19 protein-coding genes are annotated in these 15,871 nt (G+C 70.0%); 6 read left to right on the top strand and 13 right to left on the bottom strand.

What is annotated here, in order from left to right:
- Nucleotides 1–114: 114 nt before the first annotated feature.
- Nucleotides 115–924, top strand: a complete 810-nt coding sequence (locus ACIQNU_RS08370) for a class I SAM-dependent methyltransferase (RefSeq protein ID WP_401362706.1) — start codon at nucleotides 115–117, stop codon at nucleotides 922–924.
- Between the two features lie 57 nt (nucleotides 925–981).
- Here the strand turns inward: ACIQNU_RS08370 and ACIQNU_RS08365 are convergent, their stop codons facing one another.
- The 5 genes from ACIQNU_RS08365 to ACIQNU_RS08345 are packed head-to-tail and all read right to left on the bottom strand — an operon-like array spanning nucleotide 982 to nucleotide 3,943.
- Nucleotides 982–1,776 (bottom strand): ABC transporter permease, encoded by a 795-nt coding sequence (locus tag ACIQNU_RS08365; protein ID WP_401362703.1) that lies wholly within the window; start codon nucleotides 1,774–1,776, stop codon nucleotides 982–984.
- Nucleotides 1,773–2,798: an ATP-binding cassette domain-containing protein gene (locus tag ACIQNU_RS08360; RefSeq protein ID WP_401362700.1), complete on the bottom strand. Its 1,026-nt coding sequence runs from the start codon at nucleotides 2,796–2,798 to the stop codon at nucleotides 1,773–1,775. The genes ACIQNU_RS08365 and ACIQNU_RS08360 overlap by 4 nt, the downstream gene beginning before the upstream one ends.
- A 51-nt stretch (nucleotides 2,799–2,849) precedes the next feature.
- Nucleotides 2,850–3,281, bottom strand: coding sequence for an SHOCT-like domain-containing protein (locus ACIQNU_RS08355; RefSeq protein WP_401362697.1), 432 nt, complete (start codon nucleotides 3,279–3,281; stop codon nucleotides 2,850–2,852).
- A gap of 39 nt (nucleotides 3,282–3,320) precedes the next feature.
- A complete protein-coding gene (locus ACIQNU_RS08350; RefSeq protein WP_401362694.1) occupies nucleotides 3,321–3,581 on the bottom strand; it encodes a hypothetical protein in 261 nt (86 codons plus the stop codon).
- A complete protein-coding gene (locus ACIQNU_RS08345; protein WP_401362691.1) occupies nucleotides 3,578–3,943 on the bottom strand; it encodes a DUF2089 domain-containing protein in 366 nt (121 codons plus the stop codon). Before ACIQNU_RS08345 ends, ACIQNU_RS08350 begins: the two co-directional genes overlap by 4 nt.
- A 257-nt stretch (nucleotides 3,944–4,200) precedes the next feature.
- Between ACIQNU_RS08345 and ACIQNU_RS08340 the strand changes: the two genes are divergently transcribed.
- Together ACIQNU_RS08340 and ACIQNU_RS08335 are read left to right on the top strand one after the other, a co-directional pair.
- Nucleotides 4,201–4,341: a hypothetical protein gene (locus ACIQNU_RS08340; protein WP_401362688.1), complete on the top strand. Its 141-nt coding sequence runs from the start codon at nucleotides 4,201–4,203 to the stop codon at nucleotides 4,339–4,341.
- Nucleotides 4,342–4,464: 123 nt separating this feature from the next.
- Nucleotides 4,465–5,538: a TauD/TfdA family dioxygenase gene (locus ACIQNU_RS08335; protein WP_401362686.1), complete on the top strand. Its 1,074-nt coding sequence runs from the start codon at nucleotides 4,465–4,467 to the stop codon at nucleotides 5,536–5,538.
- A 96-nt stretch (nucleotides 5,539–5,634) separates the two neighbouring features.
- Here ACIQNU_RS08335 and ACIQNU_RS08330 read toward each other — a convergent pair whose 3' ends face one another.
- From ACIQNU_RS08330 to ACIQNU_RS08315, 4 genes are read right to left on the bottom strand one after another with little or no spacing between them, the layout of a single operon-like run.
- Complete coding sequence (locus ACIQNU_RS08330) at nucleotides 5,635–6,801, bottom strand: hypothetical protein (RefSeq protein ID WP_401362683.1); 1,167 nt, start codon at nucleotides 6,799–6,801, stop codon at nucleotides 5,635–5,637.
- Nucleotides 6,798–8,009, bottom strand: a complete 1,212-nt coding sequence (locus tag ACIQNU_RS08325) for a Dabb family protein (protein WP_401362680.1) — start codon at nucleotides 8,007–8,009, stop codon at nucleotides 6,798–6,800. Before ACIQNU_RS08325 ends, ACIQNU_RS08330 begins: the two co-directional genes overlap by 4 nt.
- Nucleotides 8,010–8,030: 21 nt before the next feature.
- Nucleotides 8,031–8,555, bottom strand: a complete 525-nt coding sequence (locus ACIQNU_RS08320) for an aromatic-ring-hydroxylating dioxygenase subunit beta (RefSeq protein WP_401362677.1) — start codon at nucleotides 8,553–8,555, stop codon at nucleotides 8,031–8,033.
- Nucleotides 8,552–9,904, bottom strand: a complete 1,353-nt coding sequence (locus ACIQNU_RS08315; RefSeq protein WP_401362674.1) for an SRPBCC family protein — start codon at nucleotides 9,902–9,904, stop codon at nucleotides 8,552–8,554. The genes ACIQNU_RS08320 and ACIQNU_RS08315 overlap by 4 nt, the downstream gene beginning before the upstream one ends.
- Before the next feature lie 176 nt (nucleotides 9,905–10,080).
- Between ACIQNU_RS08315 and fdxA the strand changes: the two genes are divergently transcribed.
- The 3 genes from fdxA (at nucleotide 10,081) to ACIQNU_RS08300 (ending at nucleotide 12,514) form a co-directional block, all read left to right on the top strand.
- Entirely contained in the window at nucleotides 10,081–10,428 is a 348-nt protein-coding gene (fdxA, locus tag ACIQNU_RS08310) for a ferredoxin (protein WP_401362672.1), read from the top strand.
- The gene (locus tag ACIQNU_RS08305; RefSeq protein ID WP_401362669.1) at nucleotides 10,425–11,459 is read left to right on the top strand and encodes an NAD(P)/FAD-dependent oxidoreductase; all 1,035 of its coding nucleotides are present in this window, start codon (nucleotides 10,425–10,427) and stop codon (nucleotides 11,457–11,459) included. Before fdxA ends, ACIQNU_RS08305 begins: the two co-directional genes overlap by 4 nt.
- 257 nt (nucleotides 11,460–11,716) lie before the next feature.
- Nucleotides 11,717–12,514 carry an IclR family transcriptional regulator gene (locus tag ACIQNU_RS08300; RefSeq protein WP_401362666.1) on the top strand — a complete coding sequence of 266 codons (798 nt, stop codon included), beginning with the start codon at nucleotides 11,717–11,719 and terminating at the stop codon, nucleotides 12,512–12,514.
- A gap of 86 nt (nucleotides 12,515–12,600) precedes the next feature.
- On the opposite strand, the gene ACIQNU_RS08295 is transcribed toward ACIQNU_RS08300, so the two are convergent.
- The 4 genes from ACIQNU_RS08295 to ACIQNU_RS08280 are packed head-to-tail and all read right to left on the bottom strand — an operon-like array spanning nucleotide 12,601 to nucleotide 15,807.
- Nucleotides 12,601–12,957, bottom strand: coding sequence for a cupin domain-containing protein (locus tag ACIQNU_RS08295; protein ID WP_401362663.1), 357 nt, complete (start codon nucleotides 12,955–12,957; stop codon nucleotides 12,601–12,603).
- Nucleotides 12,954–13,727, bottom strand: coding sequence for an HpcH/HpaI aldolase/citrate lyase family protein (locus ACIQNU_RS08290; RefSeq protein WP_401362660.1), 774 nt, complete (start codon nucleotides 13,725–13,727; stop codon nucleotides 12,954–12,956). The genes ACIQNU_RS08295 and ACIQNU_RS08290 overlap by 4 nt, the downstream gene beginning before the upstream one ends.
- Nucleotides 13,728–13,755: 28 nt before the next feature.
- Nucleotides 13,756–14,919 carry an amidohydrolase family protein gene (locus ACIQNU_RS08285; RefSeq protein WP_401362657.1) on the bottom strand — a complete coding sequence of 388 codons (1,164 nt, stop codon included), beginning with the start codon at nucleotides 14,917–14,919 and terminating at the stop codon, nucleotides 13,756–13,758.
- 27 nt (nucleotides 14,920–14,946) lie between these two features.
- Nucleotides 14,947–15,807 (bottom strand): fumarylacetoacetate hydrolase family protein, encoded by an 861-nt coding sequence (locus ACIQNU_RS08280; protein ID WP_401362654.1) that lies wholly within the window; start codon nucleotides 15,805–15,807, stop codon nucleotides 14,947–14,949.
- Between the last annotated feature and the right edge of the window lie 64 nt (nucleotides 15,808–15,871).

The following is a 15,871-nucleotide window of genomic DNA, read 5'->3' as shown; positions in this document are numbered from 1 at the left end:
AAGACACCAGGTGAGAGATCCCTGTGACAGGATGTGACGCAGGTCACACCACGATCCCATCGCTCAGCACGGTTCACTGCCCAGCCCCGTCCGACCTCTGATGGGATCGACGGCATGGACTTCGCAACAGCAGCGACAGGTGGCAGGCCGGCGACATACGACGAGATCGGAATCGGCTACCGGGAGATCCGGCGCCCCGACCCCCGGCTCGGCGCGCTGATCGTACGGGCCCTCGCGGGCGCCCGGACAGTGATCAACGTCGGCTCGGGCGCCGGCTCGTACGAGCCGCCGGACGCGGAGGTGACCGCCGTGGACCCTTCGCAGGTGATGCTCGACCAGCACCCGGGCCCGCGTAAGACCCTGGCCGGGGCCGAGCAACTGCCCTTTCCGGACGGCGCCTTCGACGCGGCCATGGCCGTGATGACCGTGCACCACTGGCAGGATCTCCCCAAAGGGCTCGCCGAGATGCGGCGGGTGTCGCGGCGGCAGGTGGTCTTCACCTGGGACCCCACCCACGCACGCGAGTTGTGGCTGGTCGACGAGTACCTGCCGGAGATCCGCCTGATGGACCACGCACGCTTCACCCCGTTGTCCGACGTGGCGGAAGCGATGGGAGCGCACACCGTGCTCCCGTTTCCCATCCCGCACGACCTCACCGACGGCTTCCAGACCGCGTACTGGCGGCGCCCGGAGTCCTATCTCGACCCTGCCGTACAGCGGGCCAACTCGACCTTCGCCCAACTGCCCGCCGACGTGGTGGAACCGGCCATGGACCGGCTCCGCGCGGATCTGCGTTCCGGCGCGTGGCACCGGCGCCACGCGGCGCTGCTCGAAGAGGAGGAGGTGGACTACGGGTACCGCCTGCTGATCGCGGGTCCCGAGCCGACTTCCTCGGAGGAGGGGAGGGGTGGGCGGCGCCCATAAAGCGCGATCAGGACCGGGCGGCGGCCCGCGAACCGCCGACCGGCCCTTCGCCCGCCGCTACCTCGGGTCGCGGTTGTAGACCGCCTTCGACCAGCGGTAGCCGAGCACGGTCAGACCGACGCACCAGGCGATCGTGATCCACCCGTTGTTGCCGATCCCGGTGCCGAGCAGCAGGCCGCGCAGGGTCTCGATGGCCGGGGTGTACGGCTGGTAGTCGGCGATCGGCCGGAACCAGCCCGGCATCGTCTCGGCCGGAATGAAGGCGCTGGAGATGAGCGGCAGGAGGATCAGGGGCATGGCCATGTTGCTGGCCGCCTCGGGGTTCGGACTGGCCATGCCCATCCCGACCGCGATCCAGGTGAGAGCCAGGGCGAACAGCGTCAGGAGACCGAGCGCGGCAAGCCACTCCAGGGCGGTGGCGTCCGTGGACCGGAAACCGATGGCCACGGCGACGACCCCGACCAGGACCACGCTCATCACGCACTGGATGACGCTGCCGACGACGTGCCCGATGAGCACCGATCCGCGGTGGATCGCCATCGTGCGGAAGCGGGCGATGATGCCCTCGTTCATGTCGATGGCGACGGACATGGCGGCGCCGATCACGGTGCTGCCGATGGTCATCATCAAGATGCCCGGGACGATGTAGGCGATGTAGTCGGAGCGGTCGGCGCCGCCGCCACCGATGCCGGCGCTCATCACGTCGCCGAAGATGTAGACGAAGAGCAGCAGCAACATGATGGGTGTGAGCAGCAGGTTCAGGGTCCCGGACGGGTAGCGCCAGGCGTGCAGGAGGTTGCGGCGCAGCATCGTGTTCGAGTCGCGTACGGCGAGGGAGAGGGCGCTGCTCATCGGGCGTCCTCCTTGGACTGGGCGGGGACGTTGGCGGGGGCGTGGGTGGTGGAGGCGGTGGAGGCGGTGAGGGCGAAGAACACGTCGTCGAGGTCGGGGGTGTGGACGGTCAGTTCGTCGGCCTCGATGCCGAGGGAGTCCAGCCAGTCGAGGAGGGAGCGCAGTTCGCGCTGGCTGCCGTCGCTGGGGATCTGGAGGGCGAGTGCGTCGTCGTCGCGGGTGGATTCGCGCAGGGCGGTGGCGGCGGACTGGTAGGCGGCCGGGTCGGAGAAGCGGAGCCGTACGTGTCCGCCGGGGATGAGCCGCTTCAGCTCGTCGGCGGTGCCCTCGGCGGCGATCCTGCCGTCGTGGAGTACGGCGATACGGTCGGCGAGTTCGTCGGCCTCCTCCAGGTACTGGGTGGTGAGGAGGACGGTGACGCCGTCGGAGACCAGTTCGCGGATGATCCCCCACATGGTGTGGCGGGAGCGGGGGTCGAGGCCGGTGGTCGGCTCGTCGAGGAAGATGATCCGGGGGCTGCCGACGAGGGTCATGGCGATGTCGAGGCGGCGCTTCATACCGCCGGAGTAGCTCTGGGCGGGCTTCTTGGCGGCCTCGGTGAGGTCGAACCTCTCCAGCAGTTCGGCGGTGACCCGCCGCCCCTCGCGCTTGGACAGGTGGTGCAGGTCCGCCATGAGGAGCATGTTCTCCTCACCGGTGATCAGACCGTCGACGGCGGAGAACTGTCCGGTGACACCGATCGCGGCGCGCACTCCGTCCGGTGAGTCGGCGATGTCGTGGCCGGCGACCTGGGCCTGTCCGCCGTCGGCGCTGATGAGCGTGGAGAGGATCTTCACGGCGGTGGTCTTGCCTGCGCCGTTCGGCCCGAGCAGCGCGAAGACAGAACCGGCAGGAATGTGCAGGTCGATGCCGTCGAGGACGGTCTTGTCGCCGTACGACTTGCGCAGACCGACGGCGGAGACGGCGGCGGGCGACTGCGGGCCACCCTTCCACTTAGACGTGGACATGACAGACGAGCGCATGGAGTACTCCCTTTCGAGGGCGGAGGTCAGCAGGGAGGGTGGTAGGGGGCGTTACTCGCAGAACACCTGCACCTTGGCGTCGGGATCGTCGACGTCGACGGTGACATCGTCGAGTTGGTCGATCAGCTCCTCAAGGTGCTGCGGCTTCAGCTCGCCGAGGTCGATCGGGACCCCTGATTTCTTCAGCTCCGCGTTGACCTTGGTGAGGGCCTGCGGAGGGATGAGGCTCGTGAGCCGGACGCCTGCGCGCAGCAGTTGCAGCGGGACCCGGATGTCGACCCGGCCCGACTCGTCACCACCGGAGCCGTCCGCCCAATACACCTTCACACGCAGGTACTTGGGCCGGGTCTTCGGGCGGGACACGGCTCCCGGGGGCGGTTCGGGCCGCTCTCGTTCGAGGGCGTCGATCAACCGCTCGGCCTCGTCCGCGGTGACCTTGCCCGCGGCCAGCATGTCCAGGATCTGGCGGCGCTGCTCGTTCATCGTTGCTCCTGACTCCTCGTCACTCGTGGCTCCTCCGACTCATCTGACGCTGACCAGTACGGCCGTTCGCCCCTGCTCACTCTCGAACCGGGTGCCGGGCAGCGCCCACAGGACCTGCCCGGCGCCACGCAGCGCACCCACCGGACTCACCCGGGTGGCGAGGCAGGCGATCAGCCCGCCCAGTACGGCGAGGAGCAGCAGCGGTGACAGCACCAGCAGGACGAGGAGTACGGGGATGTACAACCGCAGCCGACGGCCGTGGGAACGGCGTATCCGCACGGTCACCAGGTACGGGATCACCGGGTTCCCTCCAGCTCGGCCAGCGCCTCCTGGGCGCTGATCTCCCCCCGCCGCAGACGGTCGACCACGTCGGCGGCGCCGCCGGGCGCGGGGTCGGTGTCCACGAAGTCGAGTTGCTCGGCGATCCGCTTCAGCCGGGACTTGATCGTCGGGTAACTCACCCCGAAGATCCGCTCCATCTCCTTGATCGAACCGTGCGACCGCACGAACGCGGCGATGAACACCTGGTCGTCGATGTCGAGTTGTGCCAGCTGTGGCGGCTCGAACTGCCCCTCGATCGCGACGCCGCTGCCGGCGAGACGCACCCGCTCGACCACGAACGGCTGCCCGCGCGTCAGGTCCGTCAGCTCCTGCCAGTCCACACTCGGCTCCCTCACTCTCGGCGACAGCCTGTCATTCCTTTGTATCTTGAGTTTTTTGATGCGTCAACACACAGATCTTCATTTTCTTAATTCGATCTTCGAAGAACTGGATCGCGAGCGCGGTGGGCGGAGTCGGGCGCCTCCGACCTCTGGCGTACCACTTACGAGATGACGTCTCGCATATTGACGAAGGTACAGACCGTGCCTATCGTGGGGACACTTCTCGAAAGGGCGGGACCGGAAAGGACGGGACCAGCATGAAGCCAGTCGCTCTCATCGGCGTCCTGCTCGTGTCGTGCGCCGGTCGCCGGACCTACGATCAACCGCTCAAGTACTCCCCGCCCCGCGAGGGACTGCGCCCCGGTACGGCCGTCGGCGAGCCTCAGACCCCCTTCTGAGAGTTCCGCGTGCCGTTCGTCGCCGCTGTGCGACGTGCAAGGCACCGCACCGCACCGAATCGCCGTCCGTCGTGTCTTCGCCGACGGGCCCTCCACCGCTTCTTCTTCGAGGAGTACATCAGCATGACCACCACCGTCGGCCCCGAGCCGATCTCCGGACCTTCCGCCTGGCGCGGCGACGAACTGTCGAAGTCCACCGAGTGGATCTACGTCCTCAGCGACGCCGAGCGCGCCGAGCTGGAAGACCTGGGACGGCGCTTCGTCGCCGACGACCCGGACCTGCGCACCGTCACCGCCGCCGACTACCCGTTCGACGCCTGCCGCGCCCTGAACGACGAGTGCGCCCGCCAGATGGACGCGGGGCGGGGCTTCGTCCTGGTGCGCGGCCTGCGCACCGAGGAGTACGGGGACGCCATGGCCGCGGCCGTCTTCTTCGTCATGGGTCTGCACCTCGGCCGGCCGATCGGGCAGAACCAGCGGGGCGACCTGCTCGACCATGTGATCGCCACGTCGAACAAGACGTTGTCCGACGAGGGCGCGCTGCCCTCCCGGGTGCGGGACCGGCTGCCGTTCCACTCGGACAGCTCCGACGTCGTCGCCCTCATGTGCCTGCGCGGCGCCAAGGAGGGCGGGGCCTCCAGCCTGGTCAGCGGCACCACGGTCTACAACGAGATGCTGCTGCGCCGCCCGGACCTCGCCCCACGGCTCTTCGACACCTATCACTGGGACTGGCGGCGCCAGGACCCCGACTCCCCGGAGCTGACCTACACCTCGCCGATCATCAGCTACACCGACGGCGTCTTCAGCACCTACGCGGGCAGCTCGATGATCTTCAGCGCCCAGGAGTACGACGATGTCCCTCGGCTGACGCCCGATCAGACCGCGGCCATCGCCCTCTTCGACGAGATCTCGCAGGAGCAGGGCCTGCCGATCGACATGGACTTCCAGCCGGGGGACGTGCAGTGGCTGCTCAACTATGCCGCGTTGCACTCGCGCACCAGCTACCTCGACCACCCGGAGCCGGAGCGCCGCCGGCACCTGCTGCGTCTGTGGCTCAAGCGCGACGTCGGCCGTCCGCTGACGCCCAAGTTCGGCAAGCACGTCGTCGCCCTGGGTGAGCCCACCAAGCCGCCGATGCCCGGCGGCCGGTTCCACGTCGCCGACGCCGTCACCGTGAACGACGACTGGGGAGTGTGACGCCGCGCCCTCCGGCCACCCCGGGCGGAAGCCCGCGTACGCCCCGTACGCGGGCTTCCGCCCGGCACACCGAGAGCCCGCACCGGGATCTCCCGGCTACGCCGGCAGCTCCGACAACAACCGGCGGTAGATGCGCGCGTACGCGGTGAGCTGCGCCAACGACAGTTCGTCGCGGCGCGGATCGTCTGCGGCCGGTTTCGCCTGCGGGCCGAGGCGCACGGTCTCGACGCCGAGGGCGCGCAGCACGACGCCGTCGGTCGAGCCCGTCCAGCCGGTGACCGGCGGCGGCCGCGCGCCGAACTCGTCGAGCCAGGCCGCCCGTGCGGCGGTCACCACCGGGGCGTCGGCCGCCGTGGCTGCCGGTGCCGCCACCGGCTCGGCCTCCACATCGACCACGCACCCCCGCAACACCGAATCGGCGCACCGCGCCCGCAGTCGGTCGGCCAGTTCGGTCGCGAGCACCTTCGGCTCCACCTGGTCACCCGCGACGACGTACAGACCGATCCGCAGCCCGGCCGGCAGCAGGTCCGGCTTGTCCGGCCAACCCGCGCTGATCGCACCGATGCCGCAGGCCCGGCCGGTCTGCCCGATCCGGGGGTCGGCGGCCAGGTAGGCCGTGCGCCAGCGGGCCAGCTCGTCCAGGACGATGCCGGCCGATGCGATCACGCCCCCGGGTGGTGTGGCCGACTCCGCCGCCATCGCGGCACCGGAGCGGCCGGTCACCCGGACGGTCAGGTAGAGCGCGCCCGGCTCGTGCCACAGCAGTGTGGGCGGGCCGCACTTGGCGACGATCGCCGACCTCGGCAGCGGATACGTGTCGGCGTAGGCCTCCAGGCCGGTGATCCCGCCGCCGCGGCGGTGTGTCCCGGAGCCGGCGAGGAGCAGCCGCCCCGCGCCCGCCTCGGCGAAGGCGACCAGTGCGGCGGCGGCCGGTGCGCGGGCGACCCCGAGGCCGAAGCCGGACACTGCGTCGCCCGCCACGGCGAGCGGAGCGACCGGCGCGGCGCTACCGGTGACGAGCCCCATGCCCGCGCCGTCGGCGTCCAGCGAGGTGTCGAGGTGGGAGTACAGCAGCGGCCCGCCGGCCCCGTGGGAAGCGGCCAGGCTGCCGCCATCGGGGCCGTGCTCCAGCACCTGCCACTCGACGTGCGGCCACCGGTCCGCGCACCAGGCGCGCAACCGGTGGGCCGCCGTCCGCTCCCCCCCTCGTGGAGCGGGGACCGTGTCGAGCAGCCGCAGGATCTCCAGCAGCCGCTGTCTCAAAAGCGTCCCCAGTCGTCGGAGGCCGGGCGCCACACGTCGATGTTGCGCGGGTCGGCCGGCATCCTGCGGGGCCGGTGCGTCCGGTGCTCCTCCGGGGTGAACACCCGGTGGTCGTCGCAGAGTTCGAACCGTGGGCCGAAGGCGGGGTCGTGCAGGTAGAACGCGATCGACGTCGACGCCGAGTGGTTGACGATGTCGGAGGCGATCGGGGCGCCCTTGTACAGGGCGCGGGCGCGCATCCGCATGACGTGGTCGAGGCTCTTCATCGCGAAGCACAGGTGCGCGACGTAGTGTTCCGTGTTCTTCTGCACCGCGAGGCTGTGGTGGTAGCGGTCCTCGCAGCGGTAGAAGGTGGTCGAGCCGACGACGTGGTCCGAGGGCAGGAACCTGAGGACGTTCTCGTAGAAGTGCAGCGTCTCCTCGAACTTCGCGGTGGCGATGAAGGGGTGCACCAGGTCGACCGGCCGGATCTCGATGTGCGGCGGCTCGGCGTACTCCTGGAACTCGGTGAACAACTCGATGACCAGGCCGTTCGGGTCCTTCACCGCGAAGCCGTTGTCGCAGAGCGCCTGCTGCCGCTCCTGGAGTTCGAGAACGTCGAGGCCGGCGTCGAGGACGCTCTTGTGCAGTTGGTCGAGGACCTCCTCGCTCTCCACGCTGTAGCCGACGGCGGTCGTCCATCCGTCGGTGCGTTCGGGTGCGTGGATCAGCTCGATGGCGTGGTGCTCGATGTCGGCGCGCAGATAGGCGTACTCGTCCGTGCGCTGCTCCAGTTGCAGGCCGACGTGGTATTCGAGGAAGTCGATGGTGGCCTGCATGTCCGGAACCTCGATCCGGGCGTACTCCATGCCGTACGGGCCGTGCGGGCGGGTGCTCACCGGCGGTGTCCTTCCTGCCGTGAGCGACGCACGCTCGGCGAACTCGAACGAGGTGATGGCCTGCTGGGCGATCACCGGCCGCCAGCGCGTGCGCACGAAGTTCTCGTGGGACTCGCTGCCGAGATAGGCGAGCAGGTCGTCCTGAGTGTCGAAGTCGACGGCCATGGTGTGGGTGAAGGTCTGGTCGCGGGTGCTGATGTTCTCGCCGAGGACGAAGCCGCGCATGGCCGGGTACCGGTCGGGGAAGGTGCGCAGTTCGTCCAGCACGGACGCGCGTGTCGCCTGGTCGGCGCCGTCGGCGAAACGGAAGGACAGGGTATGTCTGATCATCGGGTCACCGTCCGTCGCCGGCTAGAGGATGAAGCTGAGCCGGGCGCCTGCCGCCAGCGACTCGTGGCCGAGTACGGAGCGCCGCAGCCGGAAACGGAGTCCGTCGTCGGTCGGCACCAGCAGATGGTCGTACCACCCGACGTAGGCGTCGAAGTGGCCGTCGCGCGCGCGGTGCACCACGAAGGAGGCAGCCACGCGGAAGGAGTCCTCCGTAGCCGCGGACAGCCGCACGTTGGACACCAGCCGGTGGGTACGGGAGTGCGGGTTCTCGGCGTGTGCCTTGCGGGACTTCAGGCGCTTGACCCGGGCGAGGAGCAGGTCGTAGTCGTCGTCGACGAACGATCCGCTCTCGTGCGGTGACCAGCCGGGCCGGTAGTCGGTGGTCGGGATCTCGTAGCGGGCGCCGGGTTCGAAAAGGCCCAGCCAGCCGTCGTAGTCCCAGTGGTCGAGGAGGTCGGCCTCGGCGTAGAGGAAGTCCTCCACCTCCTGCCGGGTGACGGTGCGTCCCGCACTCCGCACGGAGCCGCTGTTGCTGACCGTGGTCATCGCACATCCCTCCCCACCAGGAAGGACGCCGGACGCTCACCGTTGATCTCGGAGCCGCCGTCGAGCCCCAGAGCGTCGACCCAGTGGCGCCAGAAGCCCCGCATCGCGCCCTCGTCGACCGAGCGGCCCTGCACCCCCTTGACCTCGTCGGCCATGCCGCGCGACATGTCACTGAAGTCCAGTTCGGGCGCGCCGGTGCCCGCCGTGGCCTGGATGCCGCGCTGCACCGCCTCGTACGCCTCGATGTCGTCCGGTGTGGCGAGCCCGCCGGGACCGACGAAGCTGACGACCGTCTTCATGCGCAGGGCGCGGGTGTCCGGGTCCTCGGCGCGCGGGACCAACTGCCAGGCGCGCACATCGGTCTGGTCGGGCGCCACCGGCTCCAGTTGCCGGATCGACAGGCCCTCGATGTCGAAGAGCAGCAGATTCGGGAACACGAACAGGATGTGGCTCTCGTCGGCCACGTGGTGTGCGCGCTTCTCCCCCAGCCGCTGCGTCATCTCGGCCCGGTGGGCGTCGGTGCGGATCCGTTCGTCCTCGCCGAAGCGCGGTTCCCAGATCATGCTGATCCGTCCGCCGTGCCCGGTCAGGACCAGCAGTCCATGGCCGTTGCCGAGGTTGTACGCGTACTGGTTGTCGTCGGTGACGGCGTAGCCGCTCTCCCGGAGGTAGCCCACGAAGGTGTTGTGGGTCGGCGCGAAGTGGTAGCCGTCCATCGCGTTCTCGACGGCGAGTTTCCAGTTGCCGCGCACGCTGTAGAGCTGCGTACCGGGCAGGGTGGTCATGCCGCCGACGTGCTGCTGCTCGATCATCGTCATGTAGTCGGCGGCGTCGCCGAGGTGGTCGAGCAGCGGGGGGACGTCGGGGTCGAAGGAGACGAAGACGAAGCCCTCGTGGATCTCCAGGCGCGGCACGGCGCGCAGGCCCATCGAGGCCCGGAACTCGTCGGTCGACTCGTACGCCCCGGCGTCCGGGATCGCGGCGACCTCACCGTTGTTGCGGAATGTCCAGGCGTGGTAGAAGCACTGGAAAAGCCTGGTCGAGCCCTCGTTCTCGCGGCACAGCACGGTGCCTCGGTGCGGGCAGGAGTTGAGGAACGCGTGCACTTCGCCGGCGCTGTCCCGGCAGAAGATCAGCGGTCGACCGCCCAGCGTGCGGACCTTGAAATCGTTGGGTTGGGGGATCTCGGTCTCATGGCCGAGATAGAGCCAGGTGTGCATCCACACCCAGCCGCGTTCCCGCGCGAAGATCTCCGCACTGCGGTAGGCCTCGCGGTTGACCCGGAAGGTGAGCTGGTCCCAGTCCTCGACGATCATCGGTGCTGGGGCGGTCCGTGGATTGCTTCCCATGGGGAGTTTGCCTCTCACAAGTCCCGACCCGAGTGACGCGCTACGTGAGACGCCATCTCGTATGTCGCATTAGCGTCCCTGGCGCATTCCGTACTGTCAAGCATTCGTCCCCCTCTGTTGACATCAGGGGTCGGCGCGGCCATCATCCTGTTCCACATTGAAATACACCGTCTCGCATGTTGTGCGACCGTGTGAAGGGCAACAAGCTCGTGCCGTATGTCATCACTCAGGCCTGCGTCGACGTCATGGACAAGTCGTGCATGGAGGAGTGCCCGGCCGACTGCATCTACGAGGGCGACCGGATGCTCTACATCCAGCCCGACGAATGCGTCGAATGCGGGCGCTGCGAACCCGTCTGCCCCCAGATCTCGATCTTCCACCACGAGGACCTGCCCGAGCAGAGCAAGGAGTTCGAGCGCGTCAACGCCGAGTTCTTCACCCTCGGAAACCCGCCGCTCGGCTCGCCCGGCGGGGCCCGCAAGGTCGGCCCGGCCGGCCGCGACCACCCCGAGGTGGGGGCGTGACCGGCCCCACGGCCACGGGCACTCACCCCGAGACCGAGATCGAGTTCAACACCGGCACCGACACCGAAGTCTCCGTCGACCTGCTCATCATCGGCGCCGGCCCCACGGGGCTGTACGGCGCGTACTACGCCGGCTTCCGCGGTCTGAGCGTCGCGGTCGCCGACGCCCTGCCCGAGGTGGGCGGCCAGATCGCCGCGCTGTACCCCGAGAAGTTGGTCTACGACGTGGCCGGGTTCCCGGCCGTCCGGGGGCAGGATCTGGTGGACCGGCTCGCCGAGCAGGCCGGCCGGTGGAACCCCACCTATCTGCTCGGGCACGGGGTCACCGGGCTGGACGACACTGGCGACGGCATCGTCGCCACCACCGACGCCGGCGCGCGGATCACGGCGGGCGCGGTGCTCGTCTGCGGCGGGATCGGCAACTTCGTCCCCCGCGAACTCCCGGTGGGCTCCGCGTACCTGGGCCGGGGGCTGCGCTACTTCGTGCCGCGCCTGAACGAGCTGGCGGGGCAGGACGTCGTGGTGGTCGGCGGTGGGGACTCCGCGCTGGACTGGGCGCTCTCGCTGGAGCCGATCGCCTCCTCGGTGACGCTGGTGCACCGGCGTACGCGGTTCCGTGCCCACGAACGCACCGTCGAACAGGTGCACACGTCCTCGGTGCGGGTCCTGACGCCCTACGAGGTCGAGAAGATCTCCGGCGACGGGCCGGTCTCGGAGGTCGTGGTCACCGGTTCCGACGGCGACCGGATCACGCTGCCCGCCCAGACCGTCGTGGCCGCGCTCGGCTTCATCGCCGACCTCGGCCCCATCGAACAGTGGGGTCTTCGGCTGCGCCGCCGGCGCATCCTGGTCGACCCCACCATGCGCACCAGCCGCGAGCGGGTCTTCGCGGCCGGTGACATCGCCGACTACGACGGCAAGGTCGGCCTCATCGCGATCGGCTTCGGCGAGGCCGCGCTCGCCGTCAACCACATCGCCACCGTGCTCGACCCGGCACGCTCGATCACACCGGGGCACTCCTCCGACATGTGAGGGGACCGGGCCCTCCGTAGAGGCGGTGCGGTGAACGGGGGCGCTTCCAGGGCTGCCGACCGTTAGGCTCCCGTTCTCCACCGTCGCTCGCCAGGGTCGGCAGTCGTAGCTCACCGTGGTTCGCCGTAGCTCGCCGTAGCTCGCCGTGGAGGAACACCTCAGCACTCTTCACGCCCGCTTACCATTGCGTTATACAAGACGGCATTTCATTTGACGTCCCACTTATGTGACTGAGCATCGACAGGAGCGTGGAATTCATGGCCACGAAGGTGCAGCGCGGCACCGGCGAGCAGGACGGTCCCGAAAGGACCGCCCCGACTATCCAGACGGTGCAGCGTGCGGCGCTGATCCTCGGTTCGTTCACGGTCGGCAAGCCGCACATGAGCCTCAACGAGATCACCGCTCGCCTCGGGGCGAGCAAGGCGACCGCGCACCGCTACACGAAGGCACTGCGGGCGGCGAACCTGTTGCGGTACGACGAGCGCAGCTCCCTGTACTCCCTCGGCCCCCAGGTACTCACGCTCGCCGCGGCGGCGCGGGCGGGGCTGCCGATCGTCGCCGCCGCCGAACCGTACATGGAGGAGCTGGTCCGGCGCATCGACGAGACGATCGTGCTGTCGGTCTGGGACGGCGAGTCGGCGACCGTGGTGCGCTCGGTGGACAACACCGACCACATGGTGCGGATCAGCGTCCGGGTCGGTTCGCGCCTGAACCTCACGTCCTCGGCGCAGGGACGCGTCTTCCTCGCGCTCCTGCCCCCGGAGCTGGTTCCGACGCTGCCGCGCGCGGTGCGCAGGTCGGCCGAGCTGACCGAGGAGCTGGACGCCATCCGAAAGCACGGCCTGTCGGTCAACTCCCCCACGGTCAACGGGGTCCGCACCATCGCGGCGCCGATCTTCGAAGGGGACAAGATCAGCGGGACGCTCGCGATCGTCGGTACGACGGCGACCGTTCCCGACGACGTCACGTCGCCGATGGCCCAGGCGCTCCTGGAGACCGCCCGCGCCTTGTCGCAGCGGCTGGGCACCACCGACGGCACACCGAGCGGCGGCTGATCCCCACCGCGTACGCAAAGGTCGGCCCACCGCCGAGGCGGTGGGCCTTCCGTCGCTCAGGATCGTTCAGGTGCGTTCAGGGGCGTTCAGGGAAGCAGGTCGGCCCGTGGCGGGACGAAGAAGTCGATGTTCACGCAGGGGGCCTCGGTCGGCTCCACATAGTGCTCGCTGCCGCGCGGAACGAGCAGGAACGAACCGGCACGCATGTCGTGCGCGACACCGTCCACGTAGTAGTTCGCACGCCCCTCGGCGATGTGGACCAGTTGGTCGAAGTCCTCGTGCCGGTGCGGGTTGAGCGTCATGCCGACGTCCAGTTCGTGGTGGCAGATCATCACCTCGTCCGTCGCGTAGACCCGGCGGCGGACCCCCGGCCGCACCTGGGTCACCGGCAGCTCGTCCCAGTTGACGACGGTGTGGAACAGCGCCGCGTTGCGTGTGCTCACTGATCTCCCTCTCCGGCGGCTGCCCGCAGGCCGGCCGCCAATATCTGCAGGTCCGAACCGACTACGAGGTAGCCGGCGGCACCGAGGCCCAGGTCCGCGGCGGCGGCCCGGGTCGGCGCCCAGCCGCCGAACGCCACCCGTGCGGAACGGGCGGCGTCCCGCACCCGGTCCACCGCGGCGCGCAGCACCGCCGGGTCCGCAGGCAGGCCCAGGTCGACGGCGAGGTCGGTGCTGCCGACGAAACACACGTCGAGCGCGGCGACCAGCTCCGGCAGAGGGTCGGTCCGCGCCGTCTCGATCTGGCCCACGAGCACCGGCGGTTCCTCCTGCTCGGCGCGGAGGAACCCGGCCAGCGGGGCCGCGCCGAACCGGGCGGCCCTGTTGGCCAGGCTCACCGAACGGCGGCCGGCCGGAGCGAACCGGGTGGCCGCCACCAGTGCCTCGGCCTGGGCGAGGCGGGTGAGCATGGAGAGCTGGATGCCGGCCGCCCCGGCCTCCAGGAGCCGGTTGACGGCGGCGGCGTCGACCTCCGGCACTCGGACCAGGGCCGGCAGGCCGCAGGCGTCCGCGTGGCGCACGAGGTCGACGGCGTCCCGCTCGGTGAGGGTGGAGTGTTCGAGGTCGACGACCACGAACGCGAACCCGGCCGCCGCGGCCAGTTCCACCACATCGGGCGACGCCAGCTTGACGAAGGTGCCGACGGCGGGTTTCCCCGCCGTCAGGGCCGCTCGCAGTCGCCGCCGCAGCGGATGGACATCACTGGCGGTCATCGGAGTCTCCCCTGGAAGTGCGGGTGTGTCAGGCCGACTTGAGACCCCGCCACGGCACGATGTCGACCTCGGCGCCGGCGTGCAGCACCACCGTCGGCTCCAGGCGCGGCGCGACGATCGTGTTGCCCGCGGCGTCGGGCAGGACGACCTCGTCGGTCTCGGTGACGACCGTGACGTCGGCGCGCCCGCCGACCTCCAGGCGCCCGTAACCCTCGGTGTCGAGGCCGAGCAGCCGGGCGGGCGCGACGGTGGCCCGCCGGACGCACTCCTCCAGCGGCGCGCCGAGCGCGATCAGCTTGGAGACGCTGGTGAGCAGGTCGAACACCGGGCCGCGCCAGTTGCGCGCGCTGGTGTCGGAGCTGAGGACGTCGGGCAGGAAGCCGTCGGCGATCGCCCGGCGGGCCACCTCGAAGCTGAGGTTGCTCTTGCCGTGGGCGGAGTCGAAGAGGACGCCGCGCGCGCGGGCGGCGGTCACGGCGGGTTGTACGTGGTCGCCGTCGAGGATGCCGTGCGGCTTGCCGGTGTAGCAGTGCGCCACGATGTCGCCGGGGCGCAGATAGTCCAGGACGACGGGCAGCGGCTCCGCGGTCTCGCCTATGTGCAGCATCAGCGGCAGACCGGCCTGTTCGGCCAGCGACAGGGACTTCTTCAGCAACGACTCCCAGTTCTCGCCGACGACGTCGTCGGAGAGACGGATCTTGAAGCCGCGCACGATGTCGGGGTGGGCCTCTGCGGTCGCGAGCGCGTCCTCGGGGACCAGCGTGTCGGGGTTCAGCAGCTCGCCGAACCGGAAGTCGATCAGGCCGAGCACCGAGACGTTGAGGAAGTTGACGATACGCAGCGGGTTCGGCTCGACCACCAGCTTGCGGAAGGCCGCGAACGTCGAGGCGCCCGCCGTACCGGCGTCCGCGGCGGCGACCACGCCGCGCCGCAGATGGGCTTCCTCGGCGGGCGCTCCGACGGCGGAGACGTACTGGAATATGTGGGTGTGGCCCTCGACGAGGCCCGGTAGCACGGTGGAGCCGGTGACGTCGACCGTGCGGGCCGCGTGCGCCGCCAGGCCCTCGCCGATCGCGGCGACACGGTCGCCGGTGACCGCCACGTCGAGCCGGGCGTTGGTGGCCGATGCCGGGTCGATGACGGTGCCGCCGGCCAGGACGAGGTCGTAGGACGGCACGGAGGTGTGGGACATCGGTGTGGGCTCCTGGGTGAGGGGCGGTCAGCCGACCGGTTCGGTCAGCCGGTGGTCGCGAGGTGAGGCGTCCGAGGGACGCACGACGCGGGTGACGAGGGGGAGCACGCCGTCCACCTCGACGCGTACCTCGTCGCCGTCGGCGAGGAAGCACGCGCGGTCCTGGCCGGTGCCGGCCGGGGTTCCGGTGAGGACGACGTCGCCGGGTTCGAGCGCGGCGAACCACGAAAGCCTGCTGAGCAGATCGGGGATCGGGAAGATCATCCCGGCGCTCGTGTCGTCCTGGAGGAGCGTGCCGTTGAGCCGGGTCCGTACGCGGATCGCGTCGCGGTCGGCGAGGTCGTCGGGGGTGCGGAGCGACGGGCCGAGCGGCGTGAACCCCGGGTAGCTCTTGGCGAGGGCGGGGATGCCCGTGGTGCGCATGACCTCACGCGCCGTCATGTCGTTGGCGGCGGTGACGGCGGCGATCGCGGGCCAGATCTCGGCCTCGGTCGCCTGGTACAGCCGGCGCCCGACGACGACCGCGATCTCGCCCTCGTAGTCGGGTTCGGTCGTGGTCCGCGGGACGACCACGTGCGCGCCGGGTGCGCACACGCCGGACGACGCGGCCAGGTAGAGGATCGGCTGTTCGGGCAGTGGCCGGCCGGTGCGGGCCGCCTTCGACACGTAGTTGAGCCCGACGCCCCACACCGCGCGGGGACGGCCCAGCGGCGCCGTGAGCGTGACTTCGTCGAGCGGGATGCGCCGGCGCACCGCGCAGGACGCCAGGCACTGCAGCGAGCCCTCCTGCTCAAGGACCGCGCCGACGTGCGGAAATGCCGTGTCCAGCAGGGCGGCTGCCCCGTCCTCGATCCGGCAAAGGCCGGTCGGCGTCGTCACTACATGCATGGCGAGCATCTTTTAATGCGAGATGGCGTCATGTCAAGCGATACGCAAACGGGGGCCGGGGGCG

Source organism: Streptomyces sp. NPDC091292 (assembly GCF_044757265.1).
In the GTDB taxonomy this organism is placed as follows: domain Bacteria; phylum Actinomycetota; class Actinomycetes; order Streptomycetales; family Streptomycetaceae; genus Streptomyces.
The sequence above is the reverse complement of the archived record's forward strand: the minus strand, read 5'-3'. Positions and strand labels throughout refer to the sequence as shown.

Bases quoted from the DNA above. Each gene is read 5' to 3' on its own strand.
- ACIQNU_RS08365 (WP_401362703.1), bottom strand. From the start codon at position 1,776: ATGAGCAGCGCCCTCTCCCTCGCCGTACGCGACTCGAACACGATGCTG.
- ACIQNU_RS08360 (WP_401362700.1), bottom strand. From the start codon at position 2,798: ATGCGCTCGTCTGTCATGTCCACGTCTAAGTGGAAGGGTGGCCCGCAG.
- ACIQNU_RS08355 (WP_401362697.1), bottom strand. From the start codon at position 3,281: ATGAACGAGCAGCGCCGCCAGATCCTGGACATGCTGGCCGCGGGCAAG.
- ACIQNU_RS08335 (WP_401362686.1), top strand. From the start codon at position 4,465: ATGACCACCACCGTCGGCCCCGAGCCGATCTCCGGACCTTCCGCCTGG.
- ACIQNU_RS08315 (WP_401362674.1), bottom strand. From the start codon at position 9,904: ATGGGAAGCAATCCACGGACCGCCCCAGCACCGATGATCGTCGAGGAC.
- fdxA (WP_401362672.1), top strand. From the start codon at position 10,081: ATGTTGTGCGACCGTGTGAAGGGCAACAAGCTCGTGCCGTATGTCATC.
- ACIQNU_RS08280 (WP_401362654.1), bottom strand. From the start codon at position 15,807: ATGCATGTAGTGACGACGCCGACCGGCCTTTGCCGGATCGAGGACGGG.
- ACIQNU_RS08370 (WP_401362706.1), top strand. From the start codon at position 115: ATGGACTTCGCAACAGCAGCGACAGGTGGCAGGCCGGCGACATACGAC.
- ACIQNU_RS08325 (WP_401362680.1), bottom strand. From the start codon at position 8,009: ATGATCAGACATACCCTGTCCTTCCGTTTCGCCGACGGCGCCGACCAG.
- ACIQNU_RS08320 (WP_401362677.1), bottom strand. From the start codon at position 8,555: ATGACCACGGTCAGCAACAGCGGCTCCGTGCGGAGTGCGGGACGCACC.
- ACIQNU_RS08300 (WP_401362666.1), top strand. From the start codon at position 11,717: ATGGCCACGAAGGTGCAGCGCGGCACCGGCGAGCAGGACGGTCCCGAA.
- ACIQNU_RS08285 (WP_401362657.1), bottom strand. From the start codon at position 14,919: ATGTCCCACACCTCCGTGCCGTCCTACGACCTCGTCCTGGCCGGCGGC.
- ACIQNU_RS08290 (WP_401362660.1), bottom strand. From the start codon at position 13,727: ATGACCGCCAGTGATGTCCATCCGCTGCGGCGGCGACTGCGAGCGGCC.
- ACIQNU_RS08340 (WP_401362688.1), top strand. From the start codon at position 4,201: ATGAAGCCAGTCGCTCTCATCGGCGTCCTGCTCGTGTCGTGCGCCGGT.